Genomic DNA, 26,990 nt, shown 5'->3' with positions numbered 1-26,990 from the left:
AGCCCTTCGCCTACAGCATTCCCGGCCTCGACGACGACAAGGCCGAGGACGCCGACGCCACCGCGGTCTTCTCCTACCGGCTTCCCGCCTCCGAGGACACCCCGGACGGGCAGGAACCCGACGAGCAGGACCCCGACTCCACGGCCGTGCTCACCCGGGAGAGCCTTCCCGAGCCGGAGGAGGAACCGGACGCCGCCTACCCGGCCGCCCCCGAACGGGACGTGGACGAGGACACCGCGACCGCACGCTGACACGAGGAACGGGCGCCGCCCCCTCCGGGGGCGGCGCCCGTTCCTCGTGCGGAGGAGCGCCGCCCTCGGCGGCGCTCCTCCTGTCAAGCCTTGCGGAACCCGAAGACCACACCGAACTCCTCGGAGGAGGCGGTGTGGAGCTCCTTGCCGATCTCACCGTCCACGAACGCGTCCGCGAGCACCTCGCCCGCGATGGCGGCACCGTGCTCGGCGAGGGCCTGCGAGGTGGCCTCGTCCGTGGCCTTCCACCACACCTCGATGCGGTCCGACACCTCCAGGCCGCTGCGCTTGCGGGCCTCCTGGAGCATGCGGACCATCTCGCGGGCCAGTCCCGCCCGGCGCAGCTCCGGCGTCAGCTCCAGGTCCAGGGCGACCGTTTCACCGGACTCCGTGGCCACGGCCCAGCCCTCGCGGGGCTGCTCGGTGACCAGCACCTCGTCGGCGCTGACCTCCACCGTCTCGCCCTCGACCACGACCTTGGCCCAGCCGGTGCCGCGCACCTGCTCCACCAGCTCGGCGGGGTCCGCGGCCGAGACGGCCTTGGCCACCAGCGGCGTCCGCTTGGCGAAGCGCTTGCCCAGCGCACGGAAGTTGGGCTTCACCAGGTAGTCGACCAGGTCCCCGCCCACCGAGGACAGCGCCTCCACCGACGCCACGTTCAGCTCCTCGGAGATCTGGGCGCGCAGCTGCTCCGACAGCGAGGCGAAGCCGGGGGCGCCCACCAGGGCGCGCGCCAGCGGCTGTCGGGTGCGCACCGCAGACTCCACGCGGGCCGAGCGGCCCAGCTCCACCAGGCGCCGGGTCAGCGCCATCTGCGCCGACAGCTCCGTGTCGACGAGGTCCTCGCGGACCTCCGGCCACGACGCCAGGTGCACCGACTCGGCCGAACCGGGGCGGCGCAGCGCCGACCACACGTGGTCAGTCAGGAACGGCACGATCGGAGCCATCAGCAGCGTCACGGTCTCCAGGGCCTCGAACAGCGTCGCGAACGCCGCCGCGCCCTCGGGAGTGCTCGCCCCGCCCCAGAAGCGGCGGCGGGAACGGCGCACGTACCAGTTGGAGACGTCGTCGACGAACGCCGTCAGGCGACGGCCGGCCGTGGTCGTGTCGAAGGACTCCAGCGCCGCGGTGACGTCGCGCACCACCTCGTTGAGCTCCGACAGCAGCCACCGGTCCAGCAGCGGGCGGTCCTCGGGGGCCGGTGCGTCCGCCAGCCGGGAGTGGTCCCAGCCCTCGCCGGCGTTCGCGTACAGGGTGAAGAACGACACGGTGCTGTAGTAGGTCAGCAGCACCTTGCGGACGATCTCCTCCAGGGCCGCGTGGCCCACCCGGCGGGCCGTCCACGGCGAACCGCTCACCAGCATGAACCAGCGCAGCGCGTCGGCGCCGTGCTGCTCCATCACCGGGATCGGCTCCATGACGTTGCCCAGGTGCTTGCTCATCTTGCGGCCGTCCTCGGCGAGGATGTGGCCGAGCACGACCACGTTCTCGAACGAGTTGCGGCCGAACACCAGGGTGCTCACGGCCAGCAGCGAGTAGAACCACCCGCGGGTCTGGTCGATCGCCTCGGAGATGTACTGGGCGGGGAAGTTCTCCTGGAAGACCTCCTCGTTGCGGTGCGGCGCGCCCCACTGGGCGAACGGCATCGAGCCCGAGTCGAACCAGGCGTCGATCACCTCGGGCACACGGCGCGCCACCCGCTGCTCCTCGGGCAGGGAGGGGTCGGCGTCCGGGTCGGGGATGACGATGTCGTCGACGTAGGGGCGGTGCGGGTCCAGGTTCGACAGGTCCTGCCCGCTCAGCCGGCCCAGCTCCTCGAGGGAGCCCACGCAGATCTGGCGGCCGTCGGGGAACTCCCAGATCGGCAGAGGGGTGCCCCAGTAGCGGTTGCGGGAGAGCGCCCAGTCGACGTTGCCGCGCAGCCACTCGCCGAAACGCCCCTCCTTGACGTTCTCCGGCACCCAGTTGGTGGCCTGGTTCTGCTCGATGAGCTGGTCCTTGACCGCGGTGGTGCGGATGTACCAGGAGGGCACCGCGTAGTAGAGCAGCGCGGTGTGGCAGCGCCAGCAGTGCGGGTAGGAGTGCTCGTAGGCCAGGCGGCGGAACATCAGGCCGCGGTCCTCGAGGTCGCGCACCAGCGTCGTGTCGGCCTCCTTGAAGAAGGCGCCGCCGACCAGCGGCAGCTCCTCCTCGAAGGTTCCGTCGGGGCGGACCGGGTTGACGACCGGGAGCCCGTAGAGGCGGCACACCGCCATGTCGTCGGCACCGAAGGCCGGCGACTGGTGGACCAGGCCGGTGCCGTCCTCGACGGTGACGTAGTCGGCGAGCACCACGTAGTGGGCCGGCTCGTCGAAGGCCACCAGGTCGAACGGGCGCTGGTAGGCCCAGCGCTCCATCTCCGAGCCCTCGAAGCGCTCGCCGGTGAGCTCCCAGCCCTCGCCGAGGACCTTCTCGAACAGCGGGCGCGCCACGAGCAGGCGTTCGCTGCCGTCGGTGGCCACCACGTACTCGACGTCGGGGTGCACGGCCACCGCGGTGTTGGACACCAGTGTCCACGGGGTGGTCGTCCACACCAGGAGCGACGTCGGGTGCTCGGGAGAGGCGAGCGGACCCGAGGTCACCGGGAAGCGCACGTACACCGACGGGTCGGTGACGGTCTCGTAGCCCTGGGCCAGCTCGTGGTCGGACAGGGTGGTGCCGCAGCGCGGGCAGTAGGGGCTGATCCGGTAGTCGCGGACCAGCAGGCCCTTGTCCCAGATCTGCTTGAGCGCCCACCACACCGACTCCACGTACTGCGGGTCCATGGTGCGGTAGGCGTCGTCCATGTTCACCCAGTAGCCCATGCGCTCGGTCATGGCGGTGAAGGCGTCGACGTTGCGCAGCACGGACTCGCGGCAGCGGGCGTTGAACTCGGCGATGCCGAAGGCCTCGATGTCCTTCTTGCCGGACAGGCCCAGCTCCTTCTCCACGGCGACCTCGACGGGCAGGCCGTGGCAGTCCCAGCCCGCCTTGCGGTCGACGTGGTAGCCGCGCATGGTGCGGAAGCGCGGAAAGACGTCCTTGAAGGCGCGCGCCTCGACGTGGTGCACGCCGGGCTGGCCGTTGGCGGTGGGCGGACCCTCGTAGAACACCCAGTTGGGGCCGCCGCGGGTCTGGTCGAGCGAGCGCCGGAAGACGTCGCCCTCGGCCCAGCGGCCGAGGATCTCGCGCTCCACCGCGGGAAGGTCGATCTGCGCGGGCAGCCGCGGGAGCGCGGAGGACTGCGGACGGGGGTCGTCGGTCACCGTCGGTACCTTTCCATCAGGGCCGTTCCTGACGGAGGGACGAGGCTCGTGCCCCGCGGTACCACCCTCCTTGGAGCCGCGGCCGAGCCGCACGGCGGCGGGCTCGCGGTTCCCACTTCGTTGCACTGGTGCCGGTTCTACTGGGGGCGGGGCGCCCGCCCTTTTCCTCCGGCGGCTCCGGGGTGATCTTCGTGCCGGTCGTGCCCCCGGGCTCCCACCGCCCCCGGGTCGCTGGGACGGGCCAGGGCCTAAGCTGTCTCCGTCCGGTCGGGGCCGGCACTACTCGTCCCCATCGACGCCTGGGCTCAGGATAACGCAGCGCGGAGGAAGGCTTCGCGCCTTTTCCACGGGAGGGAGACCGCAGTGGCGGAGGAGGTGCTCGGCGCGGTCCTGGTGACGCTGTCCGACCGCGAGGACGCGCGGGAGCTGGCCGACCAGCTCCTGGAGCAGGGGTACGAGCCCTGCCGGGTGCACCGGGACATGCTCGCCGGGGAGGACGACGCCGAGGACGTGGACTGGGTCATCGAGGTCTGCACCGGCCCCCACGGCGGCCCCGCCCTCCTGGACGAACCCCACCTGGCAGCCCTCGCCGAGGACTACGGCGGCTTCACCGCCACCGGATAGCGGGACCGGGCTCGCCGCGCGGGCGCCGTCCCCTGGTGGCCTACAATTGCTGGTGGCCTGCCCGCCCGCGGTGAGCAGGCGACCGAACGGATGGACGCGGGAACCCACGGGGCCCGAGAGACATGCGGCCGGGCCATCGGTGGGCAGCGCCTCCGAGCGCCTCCCCGGATCCGCCCCGTGCACACCCGCACACAGCGCGAGGAGCGTCGCTGACTGAGGTAGAGCCCTCCGGGGACAGCAACATGGCCACGAACGGCGCGACAGCGGCGCGTCCGCGCAGGTACCTCCTGCTGCTTCTCGTCGCCCTCGCGGCGCTCGCCGTCGACTTCGGCACCAAGGAATGGGTGCTGGCGGTGTTCGAGGAGGGCGAGAGCGTCGACGTCGTCGGCAGCTTCCTCCAGTTCACCCTGGTGTTCAACACCGGAGCCGCCTTCTCGATGGGCACCGGGTACACCTGGGTGTTCACGTGCATCGCCATCGCGGTGGTGGCCGTGATCGCCTGGATCGGGCGCAAGGTGCGCAGCGCCTGGTGGGGAGTGACCCTCGGGCTGATGATGGGAGGCGCGGCCGGAAACCTGGTCGACCGCCTCTTCCGCGATCCCGCTCCCTTCCAGGGCGCGGTCGTGGACTTCATCCGGCTGCCCAACTACCCCGTGTTCAACATCGCCGACTCCTGCGTCGTGGTCGGGGCGGTCCTGGTGGTGGCGCTCACCTTCAAGGGCCTGAACCCCGACGGCACCTGGGCCAAGGACGGCAAGGACGAGGACGGCAAGGCCGGTCCGGAGACTGCAGAAGGGAAGGGCCAGTGAGCGACACCCGCAGCCTGCCCGTGCCCGACGGGCTCGAGGGCGACCGGCTCGACTCCGCCATCGCGCGCATGTTCGGCCTCTCGCGCACCCGCGCGGCCGAGCTGATCGGGGACGGCAGCGTCCTGGTGGACGGCGCCGAGGCCGGCAAGTCCGACCGCGTCCAGGCAGGAGCCTGGCTGGAGATCACCCTTCCGCCGCCGCCCACCGCCCCCGTGCCGCGGCCCGAGCCCGTACCGGGCATGCGGATCGTGCACGAGGACGCCGACATCATCGTGGTCGACAAGCCGATCGGGGTGGTCGCCCACCCGACGGTCGGCTGGACCGGGCCCAGCGTTCTGGAGGGCCTGCTGGCCGCGGGCGTGCAGGTGGCCACCAGCGGCGCCGCCGAGCGCCAGGGCATCGTGCACCGGCTGGACGCCAACACCACCGGGCTGATGGTGGTGGCCAAGAGCGAGACCGCCTACAGCGTGCTCAAGCGCGCCTTCAAGGAGCGCAGGGTCGACAAGCGCTATCACACGCTGGTGCAGGGCCACCCGGACCCGCTGCGCGGCACCGTCGACGCGCCGATCGACCGCCACCCCGCCGGGGACGGCCGCTGGGCCGTGGTCGCGGGCGGGCGCCCGTCGGTGACCCACTACGACACCCAGGAGGCGTTCCGCGCCGCCAGCCTGCTGGAGATCAGGTTGGAGACGGGCCGCACCCACCAGATCCGCGTGCACATGTCGGCCCTGCGCCACCCGTGCGTGGGTGACATGCTCTACGGCGCGGACCCCACGCTCGCCGAGCGCCTGGGCGTGCGCCGGCAGTGGCTGCACGCGGTGCGTCTGGGCTTCGACCATCCCTCCGAGCACCGCCCGGTGGAGTTCTCCAGCCCCTACCCCGAGGACCTGGAGCGCGCTCTGGAGACCTTGCGCGAGGACTGACCCGACCGCGGGCCCGTGTGCGTACCCCGGCGTGCGGGGGCGCGCCGGGGGAGGGCTCCGGCGGGGGCGGTCCCGATGCGGGACCGGCAGGCCGATGCGGCCTGCCGCCCCGGGCGGGGGCGTCATCGCCCGCCGAACGGGGCCGCGCGCCGGGTGCGCAGCAGGCCCTGGCACAGGGCGGCGCCCAGGACGATCACCAGCGCACCCAGCGGCTGGTTCCAGGACAGGCGCTCGCCCAGGAGCACGATGCCTGCCGCGACCGAGACCACCGGGACGACGTAGGTGACGGTGGTGGCCACCGTCGCGCCCGCCTCGCGGATCACCGAGTACTGGAGCATGAAGGCCAGTCCGGTGCCCACCGTGCCCAGAGCCGCCACCGCCCCGGCGACCTGCCAGCTCAGGGTGTCCGGTGCGTCGGTCAGCAGCGGCACCAGGACCGCCAGGGGCGCGGCGCCCAGCAGCATCTGGGTGGTGGCCAGCTCCAGGGCGCCGTGGGGGCTGCCTGCCACGAACCTCCGCGTGTAGGGGGTGCCCAGGCCGTAGCAGGCGGTCGCGGCCACCACGTAGGCCATGCCGAGCATGGCGTCGCGGTCGCTCACGTCGAGCCCGCCCAGCGAGTTCCACACCCCGAACACCACGAGCACGCCCAGGAAGCCGACGGCCAGGCCGAGCACGCGGTCGCGGTCGGGCCGCCGCTCGTCGGCGAGCAGCAGCATCGAGAACACCACTCCGAACAGGGGGGTGGAGGCGTTGACGATGCCCATCACCGCGGAGGGGATGAGCTGCCCCGCGTATCCGAACAGGGTGAAGGGGATCGTGTTGAGCAGCAGCGCGGCCACGAGGATGTGTCCCAGCAGCCTCGGCGAGGTCGGCAGCCGGCGGCCGCGCAGCACCACCACGAGCAGCAGCGGCAGGGCGCCGGCGGCGATCCGGCCGAAGGAGAGCTGCAGCGGCGCCAGGGACTGCGCCGCCACCTTGATGAACACGAAACTCATCCCCCATATCAGGGCAAGGAGGATGAACTTGGCGCGCCAGTCGGTCAGGCGCAGTGCGGGTGCCCCGGTGGGGGAGAGTACGGACATGGAATGTTTGTATCCCCCCTGACTTCTTAGGTCTACTTCTTTCTGCTTAAGGCATCCATTAGTGTTGCTTCATGCTCAGTGTCGACCGGCTCCGTGTCCTCCATGCCGTCGCGGTGCACGGCTCCCTCAGAGCGGCCGCCGAGGCCCTCCACGTCACGAACTCCGCCGTCTCCCAGCAGATCGCCAAACTCGAACGCGAGGTCGGCCGGCCCCTCGTCGAGCGCAGCGGCCGCGGCATCCGCCTCACCGACACCGCGGACCTCCTCGTCGAACACGCCGCCCGCATCCTGTCCATGGTCCAGCGGGCCGAGGCCGAACTGGAGGCCCACCACGACTCCGTCAGCGGTGACCTGCGGCTGTCGGCCACCCCCACAGCGGTCCGCGGCCTCCTCCCGCAGGCCCTGGCCTCCCTGCGCGAGGCCCACCCCGGCCTGCGCGTCGAGCTCCACGAGGAGGAGCCCCGCGAGAGCGTCCAGTCCATGGTCCGCGGCGAGATCGACCTGTGCGTGGTCATCGACTGGGTCGGCTCGCCCCTGACCCTGCCGGGCGGCATGAGCCGGGCGCCCCTGATGGAGGACGTCGGGGACATCGCCCTGCCCGCCGACCACCCCCTCGCCCACCGCGAGATCCTGGAGCTCGACGAGGTCCTCGACCTGCCCTGGATCAGCTGGACCAAGGGCTCGGTCTGCGACGACTGGCTGCACGGCACGATCCGCGCCCGCGGCGGGGAACCGGTCGTCGTCCACAACATCGAGGAGCACCAGACCAAGCTCGCCCTCATCGCCGCCGGGATCGGGGCAGCGGTCCTTCCCCGCCTGGGGCGGGGGCGGCTGCCCGAGGGCGTGCGCGTGGTCCCCGTGCAGCCCGCGCTGGTGCGCCAGGTGTACGCGTTCTGGCGCACCGAGGCCTCCCGGCGCCCCGCCGTCCGGGCCACGGTCCGCGCCCTGCGCGAGGCGGCCGCCGCCCACGACACCTGACGGCCGCGGCGGCGCGGACCCGGTGCCGGACATCCGCGCCCCCGCGCGGCCTCACGGAGCACGGCCCCGGGTCAGCCTCCGAGCAGACCCGACAGGGAGGACGAGGGGCTGATCACCTCCGGGTCGGTGCGCACGTCCACCAGCGTCGGGAGGTCGGCCGCGACCGCCTGCGCCAGCGCGTCCGCCAGCTCCTCCCGGGTGTGCACCGTGGCGCCCCGCGCGCCCAGGGAGCGCGCGTACCCGGCCAGGTCCAGCGGCCCGCTGATCCGCGTTCCCGCCAGTCGGCCCAGCTCCCGTGCCTGGTGCATGGCGATCGTGCCGTACAGGCCGTTCTGGAACACCACCACCGTGACCGGCGCGCCCTCGCGCACCGCCGTCTCCAGTTCCTGCCCCGTCATGAGCGCGCCGCCGTCCCCGGCCACCGCCACCACCGTGCGGTCGGGCCGGGCCAGCTTGGCCCCCACCGCGGCCGGAACGGCATAGCCCATGGCCCCGCTCGTGGGTGCCAGCTGGGTGCGCGGACGGCGGAACCACCAGCCCCGGTGCAGGAAGGAGGCGAAGTTGCCCGCGTCGTTGGTCACCACGGTGTCCCGGGGCAGCACCTCGCGCATCGCCGCCACCACCGCCCACGGGTGCAGCCCCGGACCGCTGTGCCCGGCGACCTCCTCGGGGACGGCGGTGCTCTCCACCCACAGCCGGCGCGCCGCGCTCCAGTCCCGGAAGGGCGCCCGGACCGGGGCGCCGGCCAGCTCGCGCAGCGCCGTGCCCGCGTCGGCGACGGCGCCCAGCCACAGGTCGGTGACCGCCCCCACCTGGCCGGGGTCGATGTCGATCTGCGCCACGCGCGCCCGCGCCGGATCGGGCAGCCGGTAGCCCTGGGTGGTGGTCTCGCTCAGCCGGCATCCCACGACCAGGACGGCGTCGGCGCCCTCCAGCGCGGCCAGCGTCTCCGGAGGCGACCCCAGGCCCAGATGGCCCAGGTGGAGGGGGTGGTCGTTGGGGAAGACGTCCTGGCGCCGCCAGGCCGCGTACACCCCCGTGCCGAAGCGCTCGGCCACCCGCACGAGATCCTTCTCGGCTCCGCGCACGCCGCCGCCCGCGATGATCACGGGCCGTACCGCCCGCACCAGCCAGGAGGCCAGCCGGTCGCGTACCTCGGTCCCCAGCGGCGGGCGCGGCGGTGCTGCCGGAGGAACCGCTTCCCGCCGTCCCACCCTCTGGCCGAACAGGTCGCCGGGCACCGCGACGGCCACCGGCCCGGGCCGGCCCGCGGTGGCCACCCGGACCGCCCGGGCCGTGGTCTCGGCGAGGCGGTCGGCCCGGTGCACGGTGGTGGACCACTTGGTGATCGGGGCGTAGAACGCGGTGAGATCCACCTCCTGGAAGGCCTCCCGCCCCAGGCGGTCGGTCTCCGCCTGTCCGAGGAACACCACCATGGGGGTGGAGTCCTGGTGTGCGGTGTGCACGGCCACCGCCAGGTTGGCGGCGCCCGGCCCCCGCGTGGCCGCCGCCACCGCGGGCACCCCGGTGAGCTTGGCCTCGGCCTCGGCCATGAAACCGGCACCGCCCTCGTGCCGGGTCGAGACCAGCCGCATCCCCGGGTGGCGGTCGACGGCGTCGGTCAGTTCCAGGAAGCTCTCGCCGGGGACGGTGTAGCACCGCCGGATCCCGGCCGCGGCCAGGACCTCGGTCACCGCGCGGGCGGCGGTGTCGTCGGGGTTGCGCTCGGTCTCTTCGGCCATGGGGGCAGGGTCCCTTCCCTCGTCGCGAGAGGTGCGCCCGGGATCACCGGGGGTGTGCGGCCGACTCTGGCAGGAGCGCCGAAGCAGGGTCAAGGACCGTTCCCCGGGCCTGTGGACAACCGCCCCCGGTCAGAGCCCGAGGGCGCGCAGGCCCGCGGTCACGGCCGCCGCGGTGACGATGACCACGAGGAAGGGGGCGCGCAGGACCAGGGCCGCCACGGCGGCGCCCAGCCCGCCCATGCGGGCGGTGTCCCAGGCCAGGGCCTGGCCGCCCTCGCCGCGCAGGGCCTCCACCGCGATCAGGGCGGCCAGGAGGGCCAGCGGCACGGCCGTGGCGAAGCGGCGCAGCCAGGGGTTGTCGAGCAGGCGCCGCGGCGCGGCGAGCCCCGCGTACTTGAGCAGGTAGCATCCCGCGGCGGTGGCCGCGAGCGCGATCCACAGGGTCACGACCGGACCTCCTCGGTCTCGCTCTCGGCCGGGGCACCGCCGGAGGCCTCCGGTCCGAAGAGGGCGATCAGCGCGGCGGACGCCGCCAGCAGTACGGGCACACCCGACGGCAGCAGCGGGGTGGCGGCCAGGGCCAGCCCGGCGCCCAGGCCGGCGATCAGCCACGTACGGGGCCCGCCCTCGCGCAACCGGGGCCACAGCAGCCCCAGGAAGATCGCCGGTCCCACCGCATCCAGCCCGAAGGCGCTGATGTCGCTGATCTGCTCGGTGGCCAGCGCGCCCACCAGCGTCGTCAGCCACCAGAACCCGCCCAGCACCAGATAGGTCGTTCCGAAGGCCAGCCGCGCCGACTCCCGGTCGGGTTGGGCCAGGGCCACGGCGGCCGTCTCGTCGATCACCCCGTGCGCGGCCAGCGCCCGGCGGGCACCGCGCCACCCCAGCAGGTCGGCCAGACGCAGCCCGTACAGGGTGTTGCGGGCGCCCAGCAGCAGCGCACCCAGCACCCCGGCCACCAGGCTGCCGCCTCCGGAGACCACCCCCACCAGGGCGAACTGGGACGCGCCCGTGAACATGAACACACTGGTGAAGACGGCCTGGGCCGGGGAGAGGCCGGCCGCCACCGCGGCCGTGCCGAACGCGAGCCCGGCGATGCCCACGGCGAAGCCGATGCCGAGGCTGTCGCGCACGGCGGGCGTACGGAGAAGGGAGATGGCTTTCACGTATGTGATGCTAGGCCCTGTTTTTTTCGGATGCTCTCGCCGTACCGGCCGTGCGGCCCGAGATGATCCGAAAAACAGGGCCCAGGCGCTACCAGGAGTTTTTCAGAAGGAAGGGCCCCTGGAGGTGGAGAACAGGCAGAGGTCCCCCTGTGCGCCGGCGGCCCCGAGGAGCACCGCGTCACCCTCCTTCCCACCGGGGCCGGGTGGCCCCGTTCCGCCAGGTGGGAGTGCGCCCCCTCACCGGGCGGATCGCTAACCTTCCGCCATGAGCACCACAGAGATCCGCCTGGCCCGCGGCGACCGCGACCGCGCCGCCGTCTTCGTCATCCGCGGCGCCGTCTTCGTCGCCGAGCAGCAGGTCCCGGTCGAGGAGGAATGGGACGCACGCGACACCGAGGCCGACCACTTCCTGGCCCTGACCGACGGCGTTCCCGCGGGGACCGTCCGCCTCGTGGACCTGGGCGGGGGCACCGGCCTGCTGGGGCGCCTGGCCGTCCTGCCCGCCGGACGGGGCAGCGGTACCGGCGCCGCACTGGTGCGCGCGGTCGAGGAGCACGCGCGCGAGCGGGGGATGAAGGAGGTGGAGCTGCACGCCCAGACCCACGCCCTGGGCTTCTACGAGCGGCTCGGGTACACCGCCCACGGGGAGGAGTTCCTCGACGCGGGCATCCCCCACCGGCACATGGTGCGCGAACTGGGGTGAGGCCGCCTCCGCCGCTCCCCGCACCCGCCGGCGTGTGACGGGGAGCGCATCGCCGGGGGAGATCTCCGGAACACAACCGAGTAGGATTCGGTTTGGTAGGGGTGCCCCGCCCCGTGACATCACCGATCCGACGAGGAACACATGACGGTCAACACGCAGCCGACCGCCGAACGGCCCGATCCCCGCGCCTACGGCCTTCCCGTGGTCCGGCAGTCCGAGATCCCTGCCGAGCTGCGCTCCCTGGTCTCGCGCGTCCACGACCTCATCGATGCCGTCGCCAACACCGAGGCCGACACCGAGACCCTCGCCGAGGCCGCCCGGACCGTCGAGGGCCTCACCGCCGGCCTCAACGTCGCCCGCCGCCAGATCGGCACCATGGTCAAGCGCGACGAGGACCTGCCCGAGGAGGCCGCCGAGTTCGGCACGATCACCAACATCGTCGCCGGGGACACCAACCCCGCCGCCCCGCCCCTCACGCTGCACCGCACCCCCGAGGGCCTGCGCGGCGAGGTCACCCTCAACACCGTCTACCAGGGCCCGCCCGGCCTCGTGCACGGCGGCTGGATCGCCGCCATGCTCGACCAGGCCCTCGGCAGCGCCTCCTCCATCGAGGTCCACCCCGGCCTGACCGCCAGGCTCGAGGTCAACTACCGCAACCCCACCCCGCTGTTCACCCCGCTGGAGATCACCTCCCGCGTCGACCGCGTCGACGGACGCAAGGTCCACGTCTCCGGTGAGATCCGCGCCCACGGCAAGGTCACCGCGGAGGGCACCGCCCTCATGATCCTGATCAAGGGCTGAGGGCACCCCTCGCGGGCGCCCCGGGACCCGCTCGCGAGGGCGCGTCCACCGAAGCCGCCTCAGACCAGCACGTCCGCCCACACCAGGCGGTGGTCGGAACTGGGGAAGGGGATTCCGCCCCCGGTCAGGCGGAACACCGGGTCGTCCGCGGCGGGCCAGAACACCCCCCGCGGTCCCACCCCCAGCTCGCGCGAGGGCAGCACGTAGTCCACCCGCAGATGCCCGTTCCAGGTGTCCTCGGTGAACGGACCGGGCCCGGACGCCTCCAGGGCACTGCCCCGGGGACCGCGCCCGCCCTGGGAGCAGGGGAGGGGGTCGGTCACGCGGGGGTGCGACAGCAGCCGGGTGATCGCCCCGGGCAGGCCCGAGCCGCGCATCGGATCGGCGTTCAGGTCCCCCGCCACCACGAACGGCTCCCCCTCCGCCAGACCGCCCCGGCGCCCCTCGTCGTCGTAGGCGTAGTCGGCGGCCCCCGGTGTCACGTAGTCGGCCCAGAAGCGGATCTCGTCGTGGTTGCGCAGCACGTTGCGCCGTTCGGGCCCGTCGAACGCGGGGGGCGTGGGATGGCTCGCCAGCAGGTGCACCGGGCGCCGCCCGCCGACGTCCACCGGCAGGTCCCAGTGGCTCTTGGAGGACAGCCGCGCCACCGCCAGCGCGGCGGGGGAGTGGAAGGGGCGATCGGTTCCCGGCACCGTGGGCAGCAGCGCTCCCGGCATGTCCGCCCAGCGGAACTCGCGGAAGGTGCGCGCCCGCTCGGCCGCCAGCGGGTATCGCGACAGGACCGCCATCCCGTACTGCCCGGGGAACAGGCCGAAGCCCAGGGCGTCCTCGGCGTAGGAGGTGCTGCCGGGCTCGGTCACCGCCTTCCCGTCCCCGTTGAGGTCCTCGCCCGAGGCCACCCCGGTGTTCACCGGAGCGGCGTAGGAGTACGGGAAAGTGATTCCTCCGGCACCGTTCCACCCCCGCTCCAGGTAGTTCTCCCGCAGGAACCGCAGGCCCCGCCCCTCCTCGTCGTGGTCGACCTCGTTGAGCAGGAGCACGTCGGGCCGCACCAGCTGGACGATCTCGGCCACGGCCCGTGCCTGCGCCCACCCCGGATCGGAGAGCAGCCGCACCATCTCCCCGGGCCGCTGCCGGGACAGCGCGGTGTTGAAGGCGGCGAAGCGCACCGCCCCGGGAGCCGGGGGCGGCGGGACCGACGGGGACACGGCGACGGGGGAGGGCGAGGCCCCGACCTCCTCGTGCACGAGGACGAGCGTGGCGGTCGAGGCCCGGGGAAGGCGGGAGTTCACGGCCCCATCCTTCCAGCCGGTGCCGGACGGCCCCGAGGGGCCACCGGGAACGCCGGGGGAAGGCTGTCCACAGGCGTCCACGGGCGCTGCGGGAAAAGCGTAGGCTCAAGGGACACCGTCCGTCCGCCGACCTCTCCGGGAGCACTCCAGTCATGGCAGACTCCTTCGCCCATCTGCACGTCCACACCGAGTACTCGATGCTCGACGGGGCGGCGAAGCTCAAGCCCCTCTTCAAGGAGGCGGCGCGGTTGGGCATGCCCGCCGTGGCGATGACCGACCACGGCAACATGTTCGGCTCCTACGAGTTCTTCCAGCAGTCCAAGGGCAGCGGGGTCAAGCCCATCATCGGCATCGAGGCCTACGTGGCCCCCGAGTCGCGCTTCCACAAGAAGCGGGTCTTCTGGGGGCGCGCCAGCGGGTCCGACGACGCCGCGGCCGAGGGCGGCAAGGACATCTCCGGCGGCGGCCGCTACCTGCACATGACCATGCTGGCGCAGAACGCCACGGGCCTGCGCAACCTGTTCAAGATGTCGACCCTGGCCTCCACCGAGGGCTATTACATGAAGCCCCGTATGGACCTGGAGCTGATGGCGGAGAACAGCGAGGGCGTGATCGTCTCCACCGGCTGCCCCTCCGGCGGTGTGCAGACCCGCCTGCGGCTGGGTCAGGAGAAGGAGGCGATCGAGTACGCCGGCACGCTCCAGGAGATCTTCGGCAAGGAGAACGTCTTCCTGGAGCTGATGGACCACGGCGTGCCCATCGAGAAGGAGGTCCGCGACGGCCTGCTGCAGGTGGGGCGGAAGCTCGACATCCCTCCGCTGGTCACCAACGACTCCCACTACGTCTACGAGTCCCAGGCCGACGCCCACGACGCCCTCCTGGCCGTCGGCGTGGGCAAGAACCTCGACGACCCCACCCGCTTCCGGTTCAACGGTTCGGGCTACTACCTCAAGAGCGCCGAGGAGATGCGCGGCCTGCTCAACTTCGAGGAGTGGGAGCAGGGCTGCCGCAACACCCTCCTCATCGCCGAGCGCATCGAGCCCGACGCCTACGACGAGGTCTTCGCCCACCGCGACCTGATGCCCACCTTCCCGGTGCCCGAGGGGGAGACCCAGTCCTCCTGGCTGGCCAAGGAGGTCGAGAGGCTCCTCCGGGGGCGCTACCCCGACGGCATCAGCGACGAGGTCCGCAGGCGCGTCGACTTCGAACTCGGCATCATCAACGAGATGGGCTTCCCCGCCTACTTCCTCGTCGTCTCCGACATCTGCCAGTACGCGCGCAAGAACGGCATCGCCCTGGGCCCGGGCCGAGGCTCGGCCGCCGGATCGATGATCGCCTACGTCCTGGGCATCACCGACCTGGACCCTCTGGAGCACGGCCTGCTGTTCGAGCGGTTCCTCAACCCCGAGCGCGTGTCCATGCCCGATATCGACCTCGACTTCGACGAGCGTCGGCGCGGGGAGATGATCGAGTACGTCACCCGCCTGTACGGCGAGGAGCGCGTCGCCCAGATCCTCACCTTCGGCACCATCAAGGCCAAGGCCGCGGTCAAGGACTCCACCCGGATCCTCGGCATGCCCTACTCGGTGGGCGACACGATCACCAAGGCCTTCCCGGCCGCGGTCGGCGGCAAGGAGATCCCGCTCGACGCGGTGTTCAACCCCGAGCACGAGCGCTACGCCGAGACCACCGAGCTGCGGAACCTGGTCGACAACGACCCCCAGGTCGCCAAGGTCATGGAGACCGCACGCGGCATCGAGGGCCTGACCCGGGGCACCGGCGTGCACGCCGCGGGCGTCATCCTGTCCAAGGAACCCCTGATCGATGTCATCCCGCTGCACAAGCGCGACACCGACGGGGCCATCATCACCGGCTTTCCCTACCCTCAGTGCGAGGACATGGGACTGCTCAAGATGGACTTCCTGGGCCTGCGCAACCTCACGATCATGGACGACGCGGTCAAGAGCATCAAGGAGTCCGAGGGGATCGACATCGACCTCGCGCAGCTCCCGCTCGACGACAAGAAGACCTACCAGCTCCTCTCCCGCGGTGACACCCTGGGCGTGTTCCAGCTGGACGGCGGCGCCATGCGCAACCTCCTCAAGCGCATGGAACCCAAGAAGTTCGGTGACATCGCGGCCGTCCTGTCCCTGTACCGGCCCGGTCCGATGGCCGCCAACGCCCACAACGACTACGCCGACCGGTCGAACGGCCGCCAGGAGGTCACCCCCATCCACCCCGAGCTCAAGGACGCCCTCGAGCCGATCCTGGGGGAGACCTTCCACCTGCTCGTCTACCAGGAGCAGATCATGGCCATCGCCCAGCAGCTGGCCGGCTACACACTGGGCGGCGCCGACCTGATGCGCCGCGCCATGGGCAAGAAGAAGAAGGAGGCCCTGGAGGCGGAGGAGGCCAAGTTCTTCCCCGGCGCCATGGAGCGCGGCTACTCCAAGGAGGCGGTCCAGGCCCTGTGGGACGTCATGCTCCCGTTCGCCGGCTACGCCTTCAACAAGTCGCACGCCGCCGGCTACGCCCTGGTCTCCTACTGGACCGCCTACCTCAAGGCCAACTACCCCGCCGCCTACATGGCCGCGCTGCTGACCTCGGTCAGTGACGACAAGGACAAGATGGCGGTCTACCTGGCCGAGTGCCGCGCCCAGGGCATCAAGGTGCTGCCGCCCGACGTCAACGAGTCGGGTCTGCGCTTCACCCCGGTGGGCAAGGACATCCGCTTCGGCATGGGCGCGGTGCGCAACGTCGGCGCCAACGTCGTCAACTCGATCCTCAAGACTCGCGCGGAGAAGGGCAAGTACACCTCCTTCACCGACTTCCTCTCCAAGATCGAGCTGGCGGCCTGCAACAAGCGCGTCATCGAGTCCCTGATCAAGGCCGGCGCCTTCGACTCCCTCGGCCAGCCGCGCCGCGAGCTGTACCGCCACCACGAGACGGCCGTCGACGGCATGATCAGCTCCAAGAAGCAGGAGGCGCACGGCCAGTTCGACCTGTTCGGCGGTGCCGGAGGGGAGGAGGAGGGCTCCACGCCCATCGGCCTCAACATCAACTGGGGCGACGAGGAGTGGGACCGCAAGACCAAACTGGCCTTCGAACGGGAGATGCTGGGCCTGTACGTCTCCAGCCACCCGCTGGCCGGGGCCGAGCGCATCCTGGCCCGCTCCCGTGACACCGCCATCGCCCAGATCGTCGCCGGCGAGCTGGCCCGCGAGCGCGGCGAGGTGCGCATCGCCGGACTGATCTCCAAGGTGGACAAGCGCGTCAACAAGGCGGGCAACCAGTGGGCCATCGCCACCGTGGAGGACCTCGACGCCTCCATGGAGGTGCTGTTCTTCCCCAAGACCTTCCCGCTGTACGTCGACGCCCTGGTCGAGGACACCGCCGTCACCGTCAAGGGCCGCCTCAACGACCGCGACGGCACCTGGTCGATGTTCGCCTCCGAGATGTCGATACTGGACATCTCGCACGTCTCCGACGGCGAGCCGCCGGTGCTGCTGACGGTGGACGAGAAGCGCCTCACCCCCGAGCTGGTCCACGACCTGCGCCAGGTGCTGGGCAGCCACAAGGGCGACACCCCGGTGCGCATCCGGGTGGACAACCCGGTCCGCTCCCGCATCTACGCGGTGGACCGCTACTCGGTGCGGATCTCGCCCGAGTTCAACGGCGAGGTCAAGAGCCTGCTGGGGGCCTACGCGGTCGACTACTGACCGGCCCTTCCGCCGTCATCCCCGTGCGCCCGCGGAGCGCACGGGGATTTTTCTGCCCCGGACGTCGACCGGCGGACCCCCGGTCCGCCGGGAGGTCGGAAGGCGGTCGCCCGGCCGCCGCCGAAGGGGACACCGCGGCACCGTGTGCGGGGCGCCGCCCCTCCGCCGCGGGTACGGTCCTCACTCGCCCCTGGCGCCGTCGGCGAGTTCGCGCAGGAGGTCGAGGTGGCCGTTGTGGCGGGCGGTCTCCTCAACCATGTGCATCAGCACCCAGCGCAGTGTGGGCCTGGACCCCGGTTCCCTCTCCCGACGGGCCGAGGAACCCAGTTCCAGCTTCGCGGTGATCTCGCGCGAACCGGCGCACTGGGCCTCGTACTCCTCCAGCAGCAGGCCCAGGGGCGCCTCGGCCCCGCGCCGCCACTCGGCGTCCGGGTCCCCCTTGCCGCCGGGGCCGAGGTCGGGCTGGTTGAGCATCACGGTCTCGAACCAGTAGGCCTCCACCCACCGCAGGTGGCTCACCACCCCGCCCACCGTCATCAAGGGCGAGGTCGGCAGCGGTGCCGCCGACGACAGCGACGGGTCCAGACCGGCGCACTTGGCGTGCACGGTGGCCCGGTGCCACTCCAGCCAGGTGGTGAGCATCGTGCGCTCGTCGGCGGCCAGGGGAGGGTCGACACGGGCGGGCGCAGGGGCACGAACCGTACTGCTCTGGTCATCCATGGCGGTATTCTCCCTTCCGGCCGATCCCGCAGCCAGTGGTTTTCCGGGCCGGCGGGGAAGAGGCCCGAGTGGACGGGGAGCGGAATGGACGAGCGCACACCAGCTGTGCGGCGGCAGCTGACCGTGGGGGTGTGCGTGTTCACGGCCCTGGCGCTGCTCGGCGCGGTCCTGGGCGTGCTGTGGTGGGCGCTGGCCCCGGAGCGGGCCGAGGGCGTCGCGCTGGGCGGAGGAGAGGTCTTCACCGGCACCGACGAGGCCCTGTTCGCGGGGGAGGGGGCCTTCGTCCTCGTCACCGCCCTGACCGGGCTCGTCACCGGCTACGTCGTCTACATGCTCCAGTTCCTCCTGGCCGAACGCCGCGCGCAGGACCTGAGACTGGCCTGCCTGGCCGCGGGCTTCCTGGGGTCCGCGGTCGGAGCCCTTCTCACCTGGCAGGTCGGCACGGCGCTCGACGCCCCCCTGCACGCGGCCCTCCAGGAGGCCGACCGGGGCGAGACCGTGACCGTGGGCCTCCAGCTCCGCGCCACGGCCTTCCTGGTCGCCTGGCCCTTCGTGTTCGTCCTGCAGTACGGGCTCCTCGACGCGGTCAGCCTGCTGCGCCGGGACCAGCCCGGCCTGCCCGGCAGGCCGGCCGCCCCCTCGGCGGAAACCGCTTCCGACACGCCTTGACGCGGCGGCCGGGGAAGTCGCCGGTGACCCCTTCCCGTCACCGCCGGGGGGCGGTCAGCGGGTTCGGGTGTCACCCTCGTACATGCTGTCGAGGACGTCCCGGTACTTGTCCTCGATGGCCCGGCGCCGCATCTTCAGGCTCGGCGTCATCTCCCCGCCCTCCACCGTCAGCTCACTGGGCAGGATCGTGAACCGCTTGACGGTCTCGTGCCGGGGCAGTCCCTCGTTGAGCTCGTCGATGGCCTCCTGCACCATCTCCCTCACCCGGGGCTCCTCGGCCAGGTCCGGATAGTCCAGCCCGCCCAACCCGTTCTCCTGAGCCCAGGTCGCGATGGCCTCGGGGTCCAGGGTGACCAGGGCCACGCAGTAGGGGCGGCGGTCGCCGTGGACGACCAGGTTGCCGACGTAGGGGCACAAGGACTTGAAGCGGCTCTCGATGCCCTGCGGCGCGACGTACTTGCCGCCGGAGGTCTTGATGAGCTCCTTCTTGCGGTCGGTGATGCGCAGGTGGCCGTGCTCCAGGACGCCGATGTCGCCGGTGGCGAACCAGCCGTCCTCGGTCAGGGCCTCCTCGGTGGCTCCGGACAGGTTGTGGTAGCCGCGCATCACGCCGCCGCCGCGGACGAGGACCTCGCCGTCCTCGGCGATCTTGACCTCGGTGCCGGGCAGGGGCAGTCCGACGCTGCCGAAGCGGATGTCGCCGGGCCGGTTGAGGAACGTGCCCGCGCTGGTCTCGGTGAGCCCGTATCCCTCCAGAACGGTGATCCCCGCACCGTAGAAGAAGCGGCCGATGTCGGCGGAGAGCGGGGCGCTGCCGGAGACGAGGAACTTCAGGCGGTCGCCGAACGTGGCGCGCAGCTTGCGGAACACCAGTGCGTCGGCGACCCGGTGCTGGAGCGCCAGGACACCCGAGGGCTCCTTTCCCCCCTCCCTGAGCCGGGCCACCCGGTCGGCCACGCCGGCCGCCCACCGGAAGACCCGGTACGTGGCGGCACCGCCCTCCTTGGCCTGCATGACGACCCGGTTGTAGACCTTCTCCAAGATGCGGGGAGCGGCCGCCATGAAGGTGGGCCGGACCACGGCGAGGTTCTCGACGATCCTGTCGATGCGCCCGTCGACGGCCGTGGTGAAGCCGAGACGCAGCTGGCTGACCTGCATGAGCTTGCCGAAGACGTGGGAGAGGGGCAGCCACAGGTACTGCACGTCGTCGGGGGTGAGCAGCTCCCGGCCCTCGGCCCTCAGCTCGTCGCCCAGGTCCTTCACGGCCTGGGACTCGTAGAGCCAGTTGGCGTGGTCCAGTCGGACGCCCTTGGGTCTGCCCGTGCTGCCGGAGGTGTAGATGAGCGTGGCCAGGTGGTCGGGTCTGACGGCGGCCACCAGCTCCTCGAACAGCTCCGGCCGTTCGCCGTGCAGCTCGGCGCCGCGCCGCGCGAGTTCGTCGAGGGAGATGACCCAGCCGTCCTCGCCGCCCTTGCCGTCGAGGACCACCACCTGGGAGAGGCCCGGCATCCGAGGCCGCTGCGCGACGAACTTGGCCACCTGCTCGTCGTCCTCGACGAAGGCGACCATGCTCCCGGAGTCGGAGACGATGTAGGCGCAGTCGGGGGGCAGGGACGAGGGGTAGATGGTGGTGGAGGCCCCGCCCGCGCACAGAATGGCGAGGTCGGCGAGGATCCACTCGATTCTCGTGCCGGAGGCGATCGCGCACCTGGCCTGCGAGGTCACCCCCAGGGAGTGCAGACCGAGCGCGAGGTCGCGTACGCGGTCCCGCGTCTGTTCCCAGGTGAGTTCCTCCCACGTCTCCGGGCCGCCGTCGGGGGAGGAAACGGGGTAGGTGAAGGCGACCGCGCCGCCGGAAGCGGCGACGCGGGAGAGAAACAAGTCGGGAACGGATGAAGCGGGGGATTTTATGTCATTCATATCACAAAATTACCTTTGAGTAGGTAAACCGGCAACATCCGTTTCCCGGGCGCGGAGAAATTCAGGGCGCGCCGATCGGCGCGGTGATCGCCTCGGTGAGCCGCACCAGATCGGTCGGCGCCAGCTGCATTTGCAGGCCCCGACGCCCGGCGGAGACGTAGACCGCGGGCAGCTCGGTCACCGAGGAGTCGATCACCGTCCGCAGTCGCTTGCGCTGGCCCAGCGGGCTGATTCCGCCGCGCACGTATCCGGTGATCCTCTCAGCCCTGACCGGATCGGCCAGAACGGCCCGCTTGCCGCCCACCGCGGCGGCGAGCGCCTTGAGGTCCAACGTGGTGCTGACCGGCACCACGCCCACGGTGAACGCCCCGTCGACCTCGGCGATCAGCGTCTTGAACACCTGCTCCCGGGGCACACCGAGCGCGTCGGCGGCGTCCGTTCCGTACGAGTGCCCGTCGCCTCCCGCCTCATAGGGGTGCAGGGTGTAGGTGGTCTTGGTCCGTCCGGCCGCCACGGTCGCGGGCGTGGCCTTTCCGCTCATGGGTGCCTCTTTCCGAAGAGTCCTGCTGACGTCGCACAGAGACACTAGTGCGGCGGCAGGGAGGGTTCACCGACCGTCCCCGCCCGCCGTGGCCTCGGCCCCCGCCGCACCGGTGGGCGCCGGCAGCGCCATCGGTCCGTCCGGCCGCGGGCGCTCAGTTGAAGGACACGCCGTTGTCGAGGAACGGCCCCGCGGGCAGGGAACTGAGCGTGGGCGTGTACACGATGCGGTTCTCCCGGCGCAGGAAGCGCGCGACCACCGCCAGGCGTGTGGCCGCGTCGTCGGTCTCCAGCAGCCGCTGCTTCTCCGCCTGGTTCAGGACCGAGGCCTCGGCGACGGCGTAGGACAGGGCGACGGGGTCCTTGGGCAGTTCGGAGAAGGTGCCCGCCGACAGGCCCGCAGCGGCGAGCCGGCCCCGGTAGGTCTCGAACAGCTCACGCACCCGTTCGGCGTGCTCCTCGGCGTCGGGTCCCGAGGGCTCGGGCAGGAAGGACACCGACGCGGTGGCGTAGGAGTCGGGGGAGGAGGCGTCGACGTCGGAGAGGTCGTCGACGGAGAAGCGGGTGCCGCCCTCGACGACGAGGTCGAAGCGCCCGTCCTCGTAGGGCCGCACGTCACGCACCAGCGCGGTGCACCCCGTGGCGCTCACCCGCGGCAGCCGCACCCGGTCGCCGAGGGTGGTGGGCTGCCCGGCTCCGGCCGGGGCCTGGCCGGAGGTTCCGGCCACCTCGTGCCCCAGTTCGATCCACAGCACCCCGAACCGCCGCCGGCCGAGCGCACCGCCCCCGCCGGCTTCCGGGGAGGGCTCGACCAGATCCGCGACCAGCTTCCGGTACCGCGGCTCGAAGACGTGCAGCGGAACGGTCACACCGGGGAACAGGACGGTGTTCAAGGGAAAGATCGGCAGAGCCTCGGCCATGTCCCAAGTATGCCCGCATCCCCGGCCGTCATCGCAGAATTCGCCCCCACCCGGTCATCCCCGAAGGAGCCGGGCGGGGGCGGACCCGCGGCGGCCGTGCGTCAGGAGACGGACGGGCCGGCGGTCGCGGGCGCGTTCTGGGAGCCCTCTCCCTCGCCCGGCATGTCGCGGGCGACGAAGGTCTCCACGTCGAACAGGTTCCCGTTCGCCCGGTCCACCACGTTGAGGAGCGTCGACATCTTGGCGACCTCCTCGACCTGCTCCTGGATGAACCACTGGAGGAACTGCTCGCCGGTGTAGTCGTCCTCGTCGCGGGCGACCTTGGCCAGCCGCTGGAACTGGTCGCTGACCTCGCGCTCCTGCCGCAGGGCGAGGGCGACGAGGTCGCGCGGGGAGGAGAAGGCGGTCTCGATCTCGTCGACGCCCGGAAGGGCGAAATCGATGTCCCTGTCCAGGAGGTAGCGCACGATCATCATCGCGTGGTCGCGCTCCTCGAGGGACTGCTCGTAGAAGACCCGCGCGAGCTGGGGCAGGTCCTGATCGTCGAACCAGGCGGCGAGAGCCACGTACTGATGGGAAGCAGTGAACTCGTGCCTCACCTGGTCGACCAGGAGACGGTGGAACTTGGAAAGGCCGCTATCGCTGTCGGTTGTCGAAGTCATGGACTCACCATAACATCGGACAAAAGCATTTAGCGAGCATTTTTGGGGTGTTTTGAATTACTTAGGCAAGCCTTCGGTTGCCTTTGTTAGGTTAGGTGTTCCAAACTTAGGTGAAGCTCATTGGGGAAAAGGAGCAATTTCCTTCCTCCCGTTCTCCCGCACCCCGGAGCGCGCACGTGCGGGGCGGTCCCGAGCGGTGTGTCGTCCACCATTCGGACACCGCCGCCCGCCCGCCGGGCGACTCCCCTAGACTGGGCCCGTGATCAGTAGAATCGACCTCCGAGGCAGCCAGAGCGACCCCCGCGACGCCCTTCCGCGCGCGGCGATGGACGTGGCGGACGCGGCCGAGCGCGTACGCCCCATCTGTGAGGACGTGCGCCATCGCGGGGTCGAGGCGCTGATCGAGTACACCGAGCGCTTCGACGGCGTCACCCTCACCGGCATCCGCGTCCCGCAGGAGGCCCTCGACACCGCGCTGGCCGAGCTCGACCCGGCCGTGCGCGCCGCCCTCGAGGAATCCGCCCGGCGCGCCCGCAAGGTCCACAGCGCCCAGCGCCGCGCCGACCACACCACCCAGGTGGTGCCCGGCGGCACCGTCACCGAGCGCTGGATCCCCGTCGACCGCGTCGGCCTCTACGTCCCGGGCGGCCGCGCCGTCTACCCCTCCAGCGTCGTCATGAACGTCGTCCCCGCCCAGGAGGCGGGCGTGGGCTCCCTGGCCGTCGCCTCCCCGCCCCAGAAGGAGTTCGGCGGACTGCCCCACCCGACCGTCCTCGCCGCCTGCGCCCTGCTCGGCGTCGACGAGGTCTACGCCGTCGGCGGCGCCCAGGCCGTTGCCATGTTCGCCTACGGCGCCGGTGAGTGCGCACGCGCCGACATGGTCACCGGCCCGGGCAACATCTGGGTGGCCGCGGCCAAGCGGCTGCTCAAGGGCGTCATCGGCATCGACGCCGAGGCCGGCCCCACCGAGATCGCCGTCCTGGCCGACTCCGGCGCCGACCCCGACCACGTCGCCGCCGACCTCGTCAGCCAGGCCGAGCACGACGTCGTCGCCGCCTCCGTCCTGGTCACCCCCGACGAGGCCCTGGCCGACGCCGTCGTCGAACGCCTGCGCGAGCGCGCCGCCGCCACCAAGCACGGCGACCGCGTCCGCGAGGCCCTCTCCGGGCCCCAGTCCGGCATCGTCCTCGTCGACGACCTGGAGCACGGCCTCGCCGTCGTCAACGCCTACGCCGCCGAGCACCTGGAGATCATGACCGCCGACGCCGCCGCGGTGGCCGCGCGTGTGCGCAACGCCGGCGCGATCTTCGTCGGCGCCTACTCCCCGGTCTCCCTCGGCGACTACGCCGCCGGCTCCAACCACGTCCTGCCCACCGGCGGCTGCGCCTGCCACAGCGGCGGGCTGAGCGTGCAGACCTTCCTGCGCGGCGTGCACGTCGTCGAGTACGACCGCGACGCGCTGGCCGACGTCGCCCACCACGTCATCGCCCTCGCCAACGCCGAGGACCTGCCCGCGCACGGCGAGGCCGTCGCCGCGCGGACCGGCCGAGCCTGAGAACGGCCGGCAATCGCCACCCGCCACAAGAGCACGAGCGTGAACCAGTGAGCTTCACCCTGAACGACCTGCCCCTGCGCGAGGACCTGCGCGGCCGCTCGCCCTACGGCGCGCCGCAGCTGGAGGTGCCGGTGGTTCTCAACACCAACGAGAACCCGCACCCGCCCTCCCCGCGGCTGGCCCGCGCCCTGGCCGACGCCGTCGCCGAGACCGCCCTCGGGCTCAACCGCTACCCCGACCGCGACGCCCTCCGCCTGCGCGAGGGCCTGGCCGCCTACCTCGGCCACGGCCTGAGCGCGCAGAACGTGTGGGCGGCCAACGGCTCCAACGAGGTCCTCCAGCAGATCCTGCAGGCCTTCGGCGGGCCCGGACGCACGGCCATGGGCTTCGAACCGTCCTACTCGATGCACCCGATCATCGCCCGCGGCACCGGAACCGGATGGGTGTCCGTGCCGCGCCGCGCCGACGACTTCCGCATCGACACCGACGCCGCCCTGGCAGCCATCGCCGAGCACCGCCCCAGCGTCGTGTTCCTCACCTCGCCCAACAACCCCACCGGTACCGCCCTGGAGATCGCCGACACAGAGCGCATCCTCCGGGCGGCCCCCGGGGTCGTGGTCGTCGACGAGGCCTACGCCGAGTTCCGCCGCGAGGGGACCCCCAGCGCGCTCACCCTGCTGGACGGGCACCCGCGCCTGATCGTCTCGCGTACCATGTCCAAGGCCTTCGCCCTGGCCGGGGCCCGCGTGGGCTATCTGGCCGCCCACCCGGCCGTGGTCGACGCCCTCCAGCTCGTCCGCCTGCCCTACCACCTGTCCTCGGTCACCCAGACCGTCGCACGCGTGGCGCTCGACCACGCCGACGAGCTCCTCGGCGCCGTCGCCGACCTGCGTGCCGAACGCGACGACCTCGTCGCCTGGCTGCGCGGCCACGGCTTCGCCGTCGCCGACTCCGACGCCAACTTCGTCCTGTTCGGCGAGTTCGAGGACCGCACCCGGATCTGGCAGGCCCTGCTCGACCGCCAGGTCCTCATACGGGAGGTCGGCCCACCCGGATGGCTGCGCGTCACCGTCGGCACCGCCGAGGAGACGGCCGCCTTCCGCGAGGCCCTGCTCGCCGCCACCGGCCGCTGACCCGGCCACCACACGTACCCGCCACCGCAGAGAAGGTATCGCCATGAGCCGCATCGGACGCGTCGAACGAGCGACCAAGGAGACCAAGGTCCTCGTCGAGATCAACCTGGACGGCACCGGTGTCGCCGACGTCTCCACCGGCGTCGGCTTCTTCGACCACATGCTGGACCAGATCGCCAAGCACGGCCTGTTCGACCTCACCGTGCGCACCGAGGGCGACCTGCACATCGACTCCCACCACACCATGGAGGACACCGCCCTGGCCCTGGGCGCCGCCTTCCGCGAGGCCCTGGGCGACAAGGCCGGCATCCGCCGCTTCGCCGACGCCAAGGTGCCCCTCGACGAGGCCCTCGCCGAGGTGACCGTCGACGTCTCCGGCCGCCCCTACCTGGTGCACAGCGAGCCCGAGGGCATGTCCCCCCTGATCGGCCGCGACTACGACACCACCATGACTCGCCACATCTTCGAGTCCTTCGTCGCCCAGGCGCGCGTGGCCCTGCACGTCCACGTGCCCTACGGCCGCAACGCCCACCACATCGTCGAGTGCCAGTTCAAGGCGCTGGCCCGCGCCCTGCGCCACGCCACGGAGAAGGACCCGCGCGTTACCGGTATCCCCTCCACCAAGGGCGCCCTGTAGATGGACGACATGTGGGGCCTCCTCCTCATCGTGCTCGGCGGCTTCCTCGGGGGCGGCGCCTACGCGATGTGGAGGATGAACAAGTTCGTTGCCGTCGCCCTGGCCGGGTGCACGGTGCTCGCAGTGGTCTCCGGCGTGCTGCGCCTGGGCTATTTCTAGGGGGAAGGGGTCAACATGCCGCCACGCGTGGTCGTCCTCGACTACGGATCGGGCAACCTGCGCTCGGCCCAACGCGCCATGGAACGCACCGGCGCCGACGTCACCGTCACCTCCGATCCGCACGCCGCACTGGACGCCGACGGCCTCGTCGTCCCGGGCGTGGGTGCCTTCAGCTCCTGCATGGCCGGCCTGAAGGCCGCCAAGGGCGACCGGATCATCGGGCGGCGCATCGCCGGGGGCCGCCCCGTCCTGGGCATCTGCGTCGGCATGCAGGTGCTCTTCGACACCGGGGTGGAGAGCACCGACCCCCGGACGGAGGAGGAAGAGGTCACCGAGGGCTGCGGAGAGTGGCCCGGCACCGTGGAGCGCCTGGACGCACCCGTCCTGCCGCACATGGGCTGGAACACCGTCCGCCCGCCCGAGGACACGCAGCTGTTCGCCGGGATCACCCCCGAGGACCGCTTCTACTTCGTGCACTCCTACGCGGTGCGCCGCTGGGAGATGGCCCCTCTCAACCCGCGCATCGCCCCGCCCCGGGTGACCTGGGCCGACCACGGGGGCCCGTTCGTGGCCGCCGTCGAGAACGGCCCCCTGTGGGCCACCCAGTTCCACCCGGAGAAGTCCGGCGACACCGGCGCCCGCATCCTGGCCAACTGGGTCGCCACCCTGTAGCCGCCCACCGACAGCCGCTCACCGACGAAC

At 71.9% G+C, this 26,990-nt stretch carries 25 protein-coding genes; 14 read left to right on the top strand and 11 right to left on the bottom strand.

The window, feature by feature from the left end; all coding sequences use genetic code 11:
- Nucleotides 1–251 (top strand): hypothetical protein (locus FHS13_RS16805; RefSeq protein ID WP_221443077.1); only part of this gene is annotated, 251 nt, incomplete at its 5' end.
- Nucleotides 252–334: 83 nt separating this feature from the next.
- Here FHS13_RS16805 and ileS read toward each other — a convergent pair.
- Nucleotides 335–3,535 carry an isoleucine--tRNA ligase gene (gene ileS / locus FHS13_RS16800; RefSeq protein WP_184292878.1) on the bottom strand — a complete coding sequence of 1,067 codons (3,201 nt, stop codon included), beginning with the start codon at nt 3,533–3,535 and terminating at the stop codon, nt 335–337.
- Between the two features lie 363 nt (nt 3,536–3,898).
- On the opposite strand from ileS, the gene FHS13_RS16795 reads away from it, so the two are divergent.
- The 3 genes from FHS13_RS16795 (at nt 3,899) to FHS13_RS16785 (ending at nt 5,891) form a co-directional block, all read left to right on the top strand.
- Nucleotides 3,899–4,159, top strand: coding sequence for a divalent-cation tolerance protein CutA (locus tag FHS13_RS16795; RefSeq protein WP_184292877.1), 261 nt, complete (start codon nt 3,899–3,901; stop codon nt 4,157–4,159).
- 242 nt (nt 4,160–4,401) lie between these two features.
- The gene (gene lspA, locus FHS13_RS16790) at nt 4,402–4,968 is read left to right on the top strand and encodes a signal peptidase II (protein WP_184292876.1); all 567 of its coding nucleotides are present in this window, start codon (nt 4,402–4,404) and stop codon (nt 4,966–4,968) included.
- Nucleotides 4,965–5,891 (top strand): RluA family pseudouridine synthase, encoded by a 927-nt coding sequence (locus FHS13_RS16785; protein ID WP_184292875.1) that lies wholly within the window; start codon nt 4,965–4,967, stop codon nt 5,889–5,891. The genes lspA and FHS13_RS16785 overlap by 4 nt, the downstream gene beginning before the upstream one ends.
- 122 nt (nt 5,892–6,013) lie before the next feature.
- Here the strand turns inward: FHS13_RS16785 and FHS13_RS16780 are convergent, their stop codons facing one another.
- Entirely contained in the window at nt 6,014–6,973 is a 960-nt protein-coding gene (locus FHS13_RS16780; protein WP_184292874.1) for a DMT family transporter, read from the bottom strand.
- A 71-nt stretch (nt 6,974–7,044) separates the two neighbouring features.
- Between FHS13_RS16780 and FHS13_RS16775 the strand changes: the two genes are divergently transcribed.
- Nucleotides 7,045–7,950: a LysR family transcriptional regulator gene (locus FHS13_RS16775; protein WP_184292873.1), complete on the top strand. Its 906-nt coding sequence runs from the start codon at nt 7,045–7,047 to the stop codon at nt 7,948–7,950.
- 71 nt (nt 7,951–8,021) lie between these two features.
- Here the strand turns inward: FHS13_RS16775 and FHS13_RS16770 are convergent, their stop codons facing one another.
- From FHS13_RS16770 to FHS13_RS16760, 3 genes are all read right to left on the bottom strand, one after another.
- Nucleotides 8,022–9,692 carry a thiamine pyrophosphate-dependent enzyme gene (locus tag FHS13_RS16770; protein WP_184292872.1) on the bottom strand — a complete coding sequence of 557 codons (1,671 nt, stop codon included), beginning with the start codon at nt 9,690–9,692 and terminating at the stop codon, nt 8,022–8,024.
- Between the two features lie 129 nt (nt 9,693–9,821).
- Entirely contained in the window at nt 9,822–10,139 is a 318-nt protein-coding gene (locus FHS13_RS16765; protein ID WP_184292871.1) for an AzlD domain-containing protein, read from the bottom strand.
- Nucleotides 10,136–10,858: an AzlC family ABC transporter permease gene (locus FHS13_RS16760; RefSeq protein WP_184292870.1), complete on the bottom strand. Its 723-nt coding sequence runs from the start codon at nt 10,856–10,858 to the stop codon at nt 10,136–10,138. Before FHS13_RS16760 ends, FHS13_RS16765 begins: the two co-directional genes overlap by 4 nt.
- Before the next feature lie 265 nt (nt 10,859–11,123).
- On the opposite strand from FHS13_RS16760, the gene FHS13_RS16755 reads away from it, so the two are divergent.
- A complete protein-coding gene (locus tag FHS13_RS16755; protein ID WP_184292869.1) occupies nt 11,124–11,561 on the top strand; it encodes a GNAT family N-acetyltransferase in 438 nt (145 codons plus the stop codon).
- Between the two features lie 141 nt (nt 11,562–11,702).
- Nucleotides 11,703–12,362 carry a PaaI family thioesterase gene (locus FHS13_RS16750; protein WP_184292868.1) on the top strand — a complete coding sequence of 220 codons (660 nt, stop codon included), beginning with the start codon at nt 11,703–11,705 and terminating at the stop codon, nt 12,360–12,362.
- A 59-nt stretch (nt 12,363–12,421) separates the two neighbouring features.
- On the opposite strand, the gene FHS13_RS16745 is transcribed toward FHS13_RS16750, so the two are convergent.
- A complete protein-coding gene (locus FHS13_RS16745) occupies nt 12,422–13,654 on the bottom strand; it encodes an endonuclease/exonuclease/phosphatase family protein (protein WP_184292867.1) in 1,233 nt (410 codons plus the stop codon).
- A 152-nt stretch (nt 13,655–13,806) separates the two neighbouring features.
- On the opposite strand from FHS13_RS16745, the gene dnaE reads away from it, so the two are divergent.
- Entirely contained in the window at nt 13,807–17,373 is a 3,567-nt protein-coding gene (dnaE, locus tag FHS13_RS16740; RefSeq protein ID WP_184292866.1) for a DNA polymerase III subunit alpha, read from the top strand.
- A 180-nt stretch (nt 17,374–17,553) separates the two neighbouring features.
- On the opposite strand, the gene FHS13_RS16735 is transcribed toward dnaE, so the two are convergent.
- Nucleotides 17,554–18,093: a DinB family protein gene (locus tag FHS13_RS16735; protein WP_184292865.1), complete on the bottom strand. Its 540-nt coding sequence runs from the start codon at nt 18,091–18,093 to the stop codon at nt 17,554–17,556.
- A gap of 84 nt (nt 18,094–18,177) precedes the next feature.
- Here FHS13_RS16735 and FHS13_RS16730 point away from each other — a divergent pair, with 84 nt between their 5' ends.
- On the top strand, nt 18,178–18,762 hold the full coding sequence (locus tag FHS13_RS16730) for a hypothetical protein (RefSeq protein ID WP_184292864.1): 585 nt from the start codon (nt 18,178–18,180) through the stop codon (nt 18,760–18,762).
- Between the two features lie 54 nt (nt 18,763–18,816).
- Here FHS13_RS16730 and FHS13_RS16725 read toward each other — a convergent pair whose 3' ends face one another.
- The 4 genes from FHS13_RS16725 to FHS13_RS16710 all read right to left on the bottom strand — a co-directional run bounded on the left by FHS13_RS16725 (nt 18,817) and on the right by FHS13_RS16710 (nt 22,804).
- Complete coding sequence (locus FHS13_RS16725; RefSeq protein WP_184292863.1) at nt 18,817–20,682, bottom strand: AMP-dependent synthetase/ligase; 1,866 nt, start codon at nt 20,680–20,682, stop codon at nt 18,817–18,819.
- 61 nt (nt 20,683–20,743) lie between these two features.
- The gene (gene ybaK, locus FHS13_RS16720; protein WP_221443076.1) at nt 20,744–21,223 is read right to left on the bottom strand and encodes a Cys-tRNA(Pro) deacylase; all 480 of its coding nucleotides are present in this window, start codon (nt 21,221–21,223) and stop codon (nt 20,744–20,746) included.
- A gap of 154 nt (nt 21,224–21,377) precedes the next feature.
- Nucleotides 21,378–22,142 carry an LON peptidase substrate-binding domain-containing protein gene (locus FHS13_RS16715; RefSeq protein ID WP_184292862.1) on the bottom strand — a complete coding sequence of 255 codons (765 nt, stop codon included), beginning with the start codon at nt 22,140–22,142 and terminating at the stop codon, nt 21,378–21,380.
- 101 nt (nt 22,143–22,243) lie between these two features.
- Nucleotides 22,244–22,804 (bottom strand): ferritin, encoded by a 561-nt coding sequence (locus tag FHS13_RS16710; RefSeq protein ID WP_184292861.1) that lies wholly within the window; start codon nt 22,802–22,804, stop codon nt 22,244–22,246.
- 259 nt (nt 22,805–23,063) lie between these two features.
- Between FHS13_RS16710 and hisD the strand changes: the two genes are divergently transcribed.
- Genes hisD through hisH form a run of 5 tightly spaced genes read left to right on the top strand, consistent with a single transcriptional unit; the run spans nt 23,064 to nt 26,960 of the window.
- Nucleotides 23,064–24,359 carry a histidinol dehydrogenase gene (gene hisD, locus FHS13_RS16705; RefSeq protein ID WP_184292860.1) on the top strand — a complete coding sequence of 432 codons (1,296 nt, stop codon included), beginning with the start codon at nt 23,064–23,066 and terminating at the stop codon, nt 24,357–24,359.
- Nucleotides 24,360–24,406: 47 nt separating this feature from the next.
- Entirely contained in the window at nt 24,407–25,492 is a 1,086-nt protein-coding gene (locus FHS13_RS16700; RefSeq protein ID WP_184292859.1) for a histidinol-phosphate transaminase, read from the top strand.
- Between the two features lie 43 nt (nt 25,493–25,535).
- Entirely contained in the window at nt 25,536–26,129 is a 594-nt protein-coding gene (hisB, locus tag FHS13_RS16695) for an imidazoleglycerol-phosphate dehydratase HisB (RefSeq protein ID WP_184292858.1), read from the top strand.
- Nucleotides 26,130–26,288 carry a hypothetical protein gene (locus FHS13_RS16690; RefSeq protein ID WP_184292857.1) on the top strand — a complete coding sequence of 53 codons (159 nt, stop codon included), beginning with the start codon at nt 26,130–26,132 and terminating at the stop codon, nt 26,286–26,288.
- Nucleotides 26,289–26,303: 15 nt separating this feature from the next.
- Nucleotides 26,304–26,960 (top strand): imidazole glycerol phosphate synthase subunit HisH, encoded by a 657-nt coding sequence (hisH, locus tag FHS13_RS16685; protein WP_184292856.1) that lies wholly within the window; start codon nt 26,304–26,306, stop codon nt 26,958–26,960.
- Nucleotides 26,961–26,990: the final 30 nt, after the last annotated feature.

It is taken from the genome of Nocardiopsis algeriensis, assembly GCF_014203695.1.
In the GTDB taxonomy this organism is placed as follows: domain Bacteria; phylum Actinomycetota; class Actinomycetes; order Streptosporangiales; family Streptosporangiaceae; genus Nocardiopsis; species Nocardiopsis algeriensis.
The sequence above is the reverse complement of the archived record's forward strand: the minus strand, read 5'-3'. Positions and strand labels throughout refer to the sequence as shown.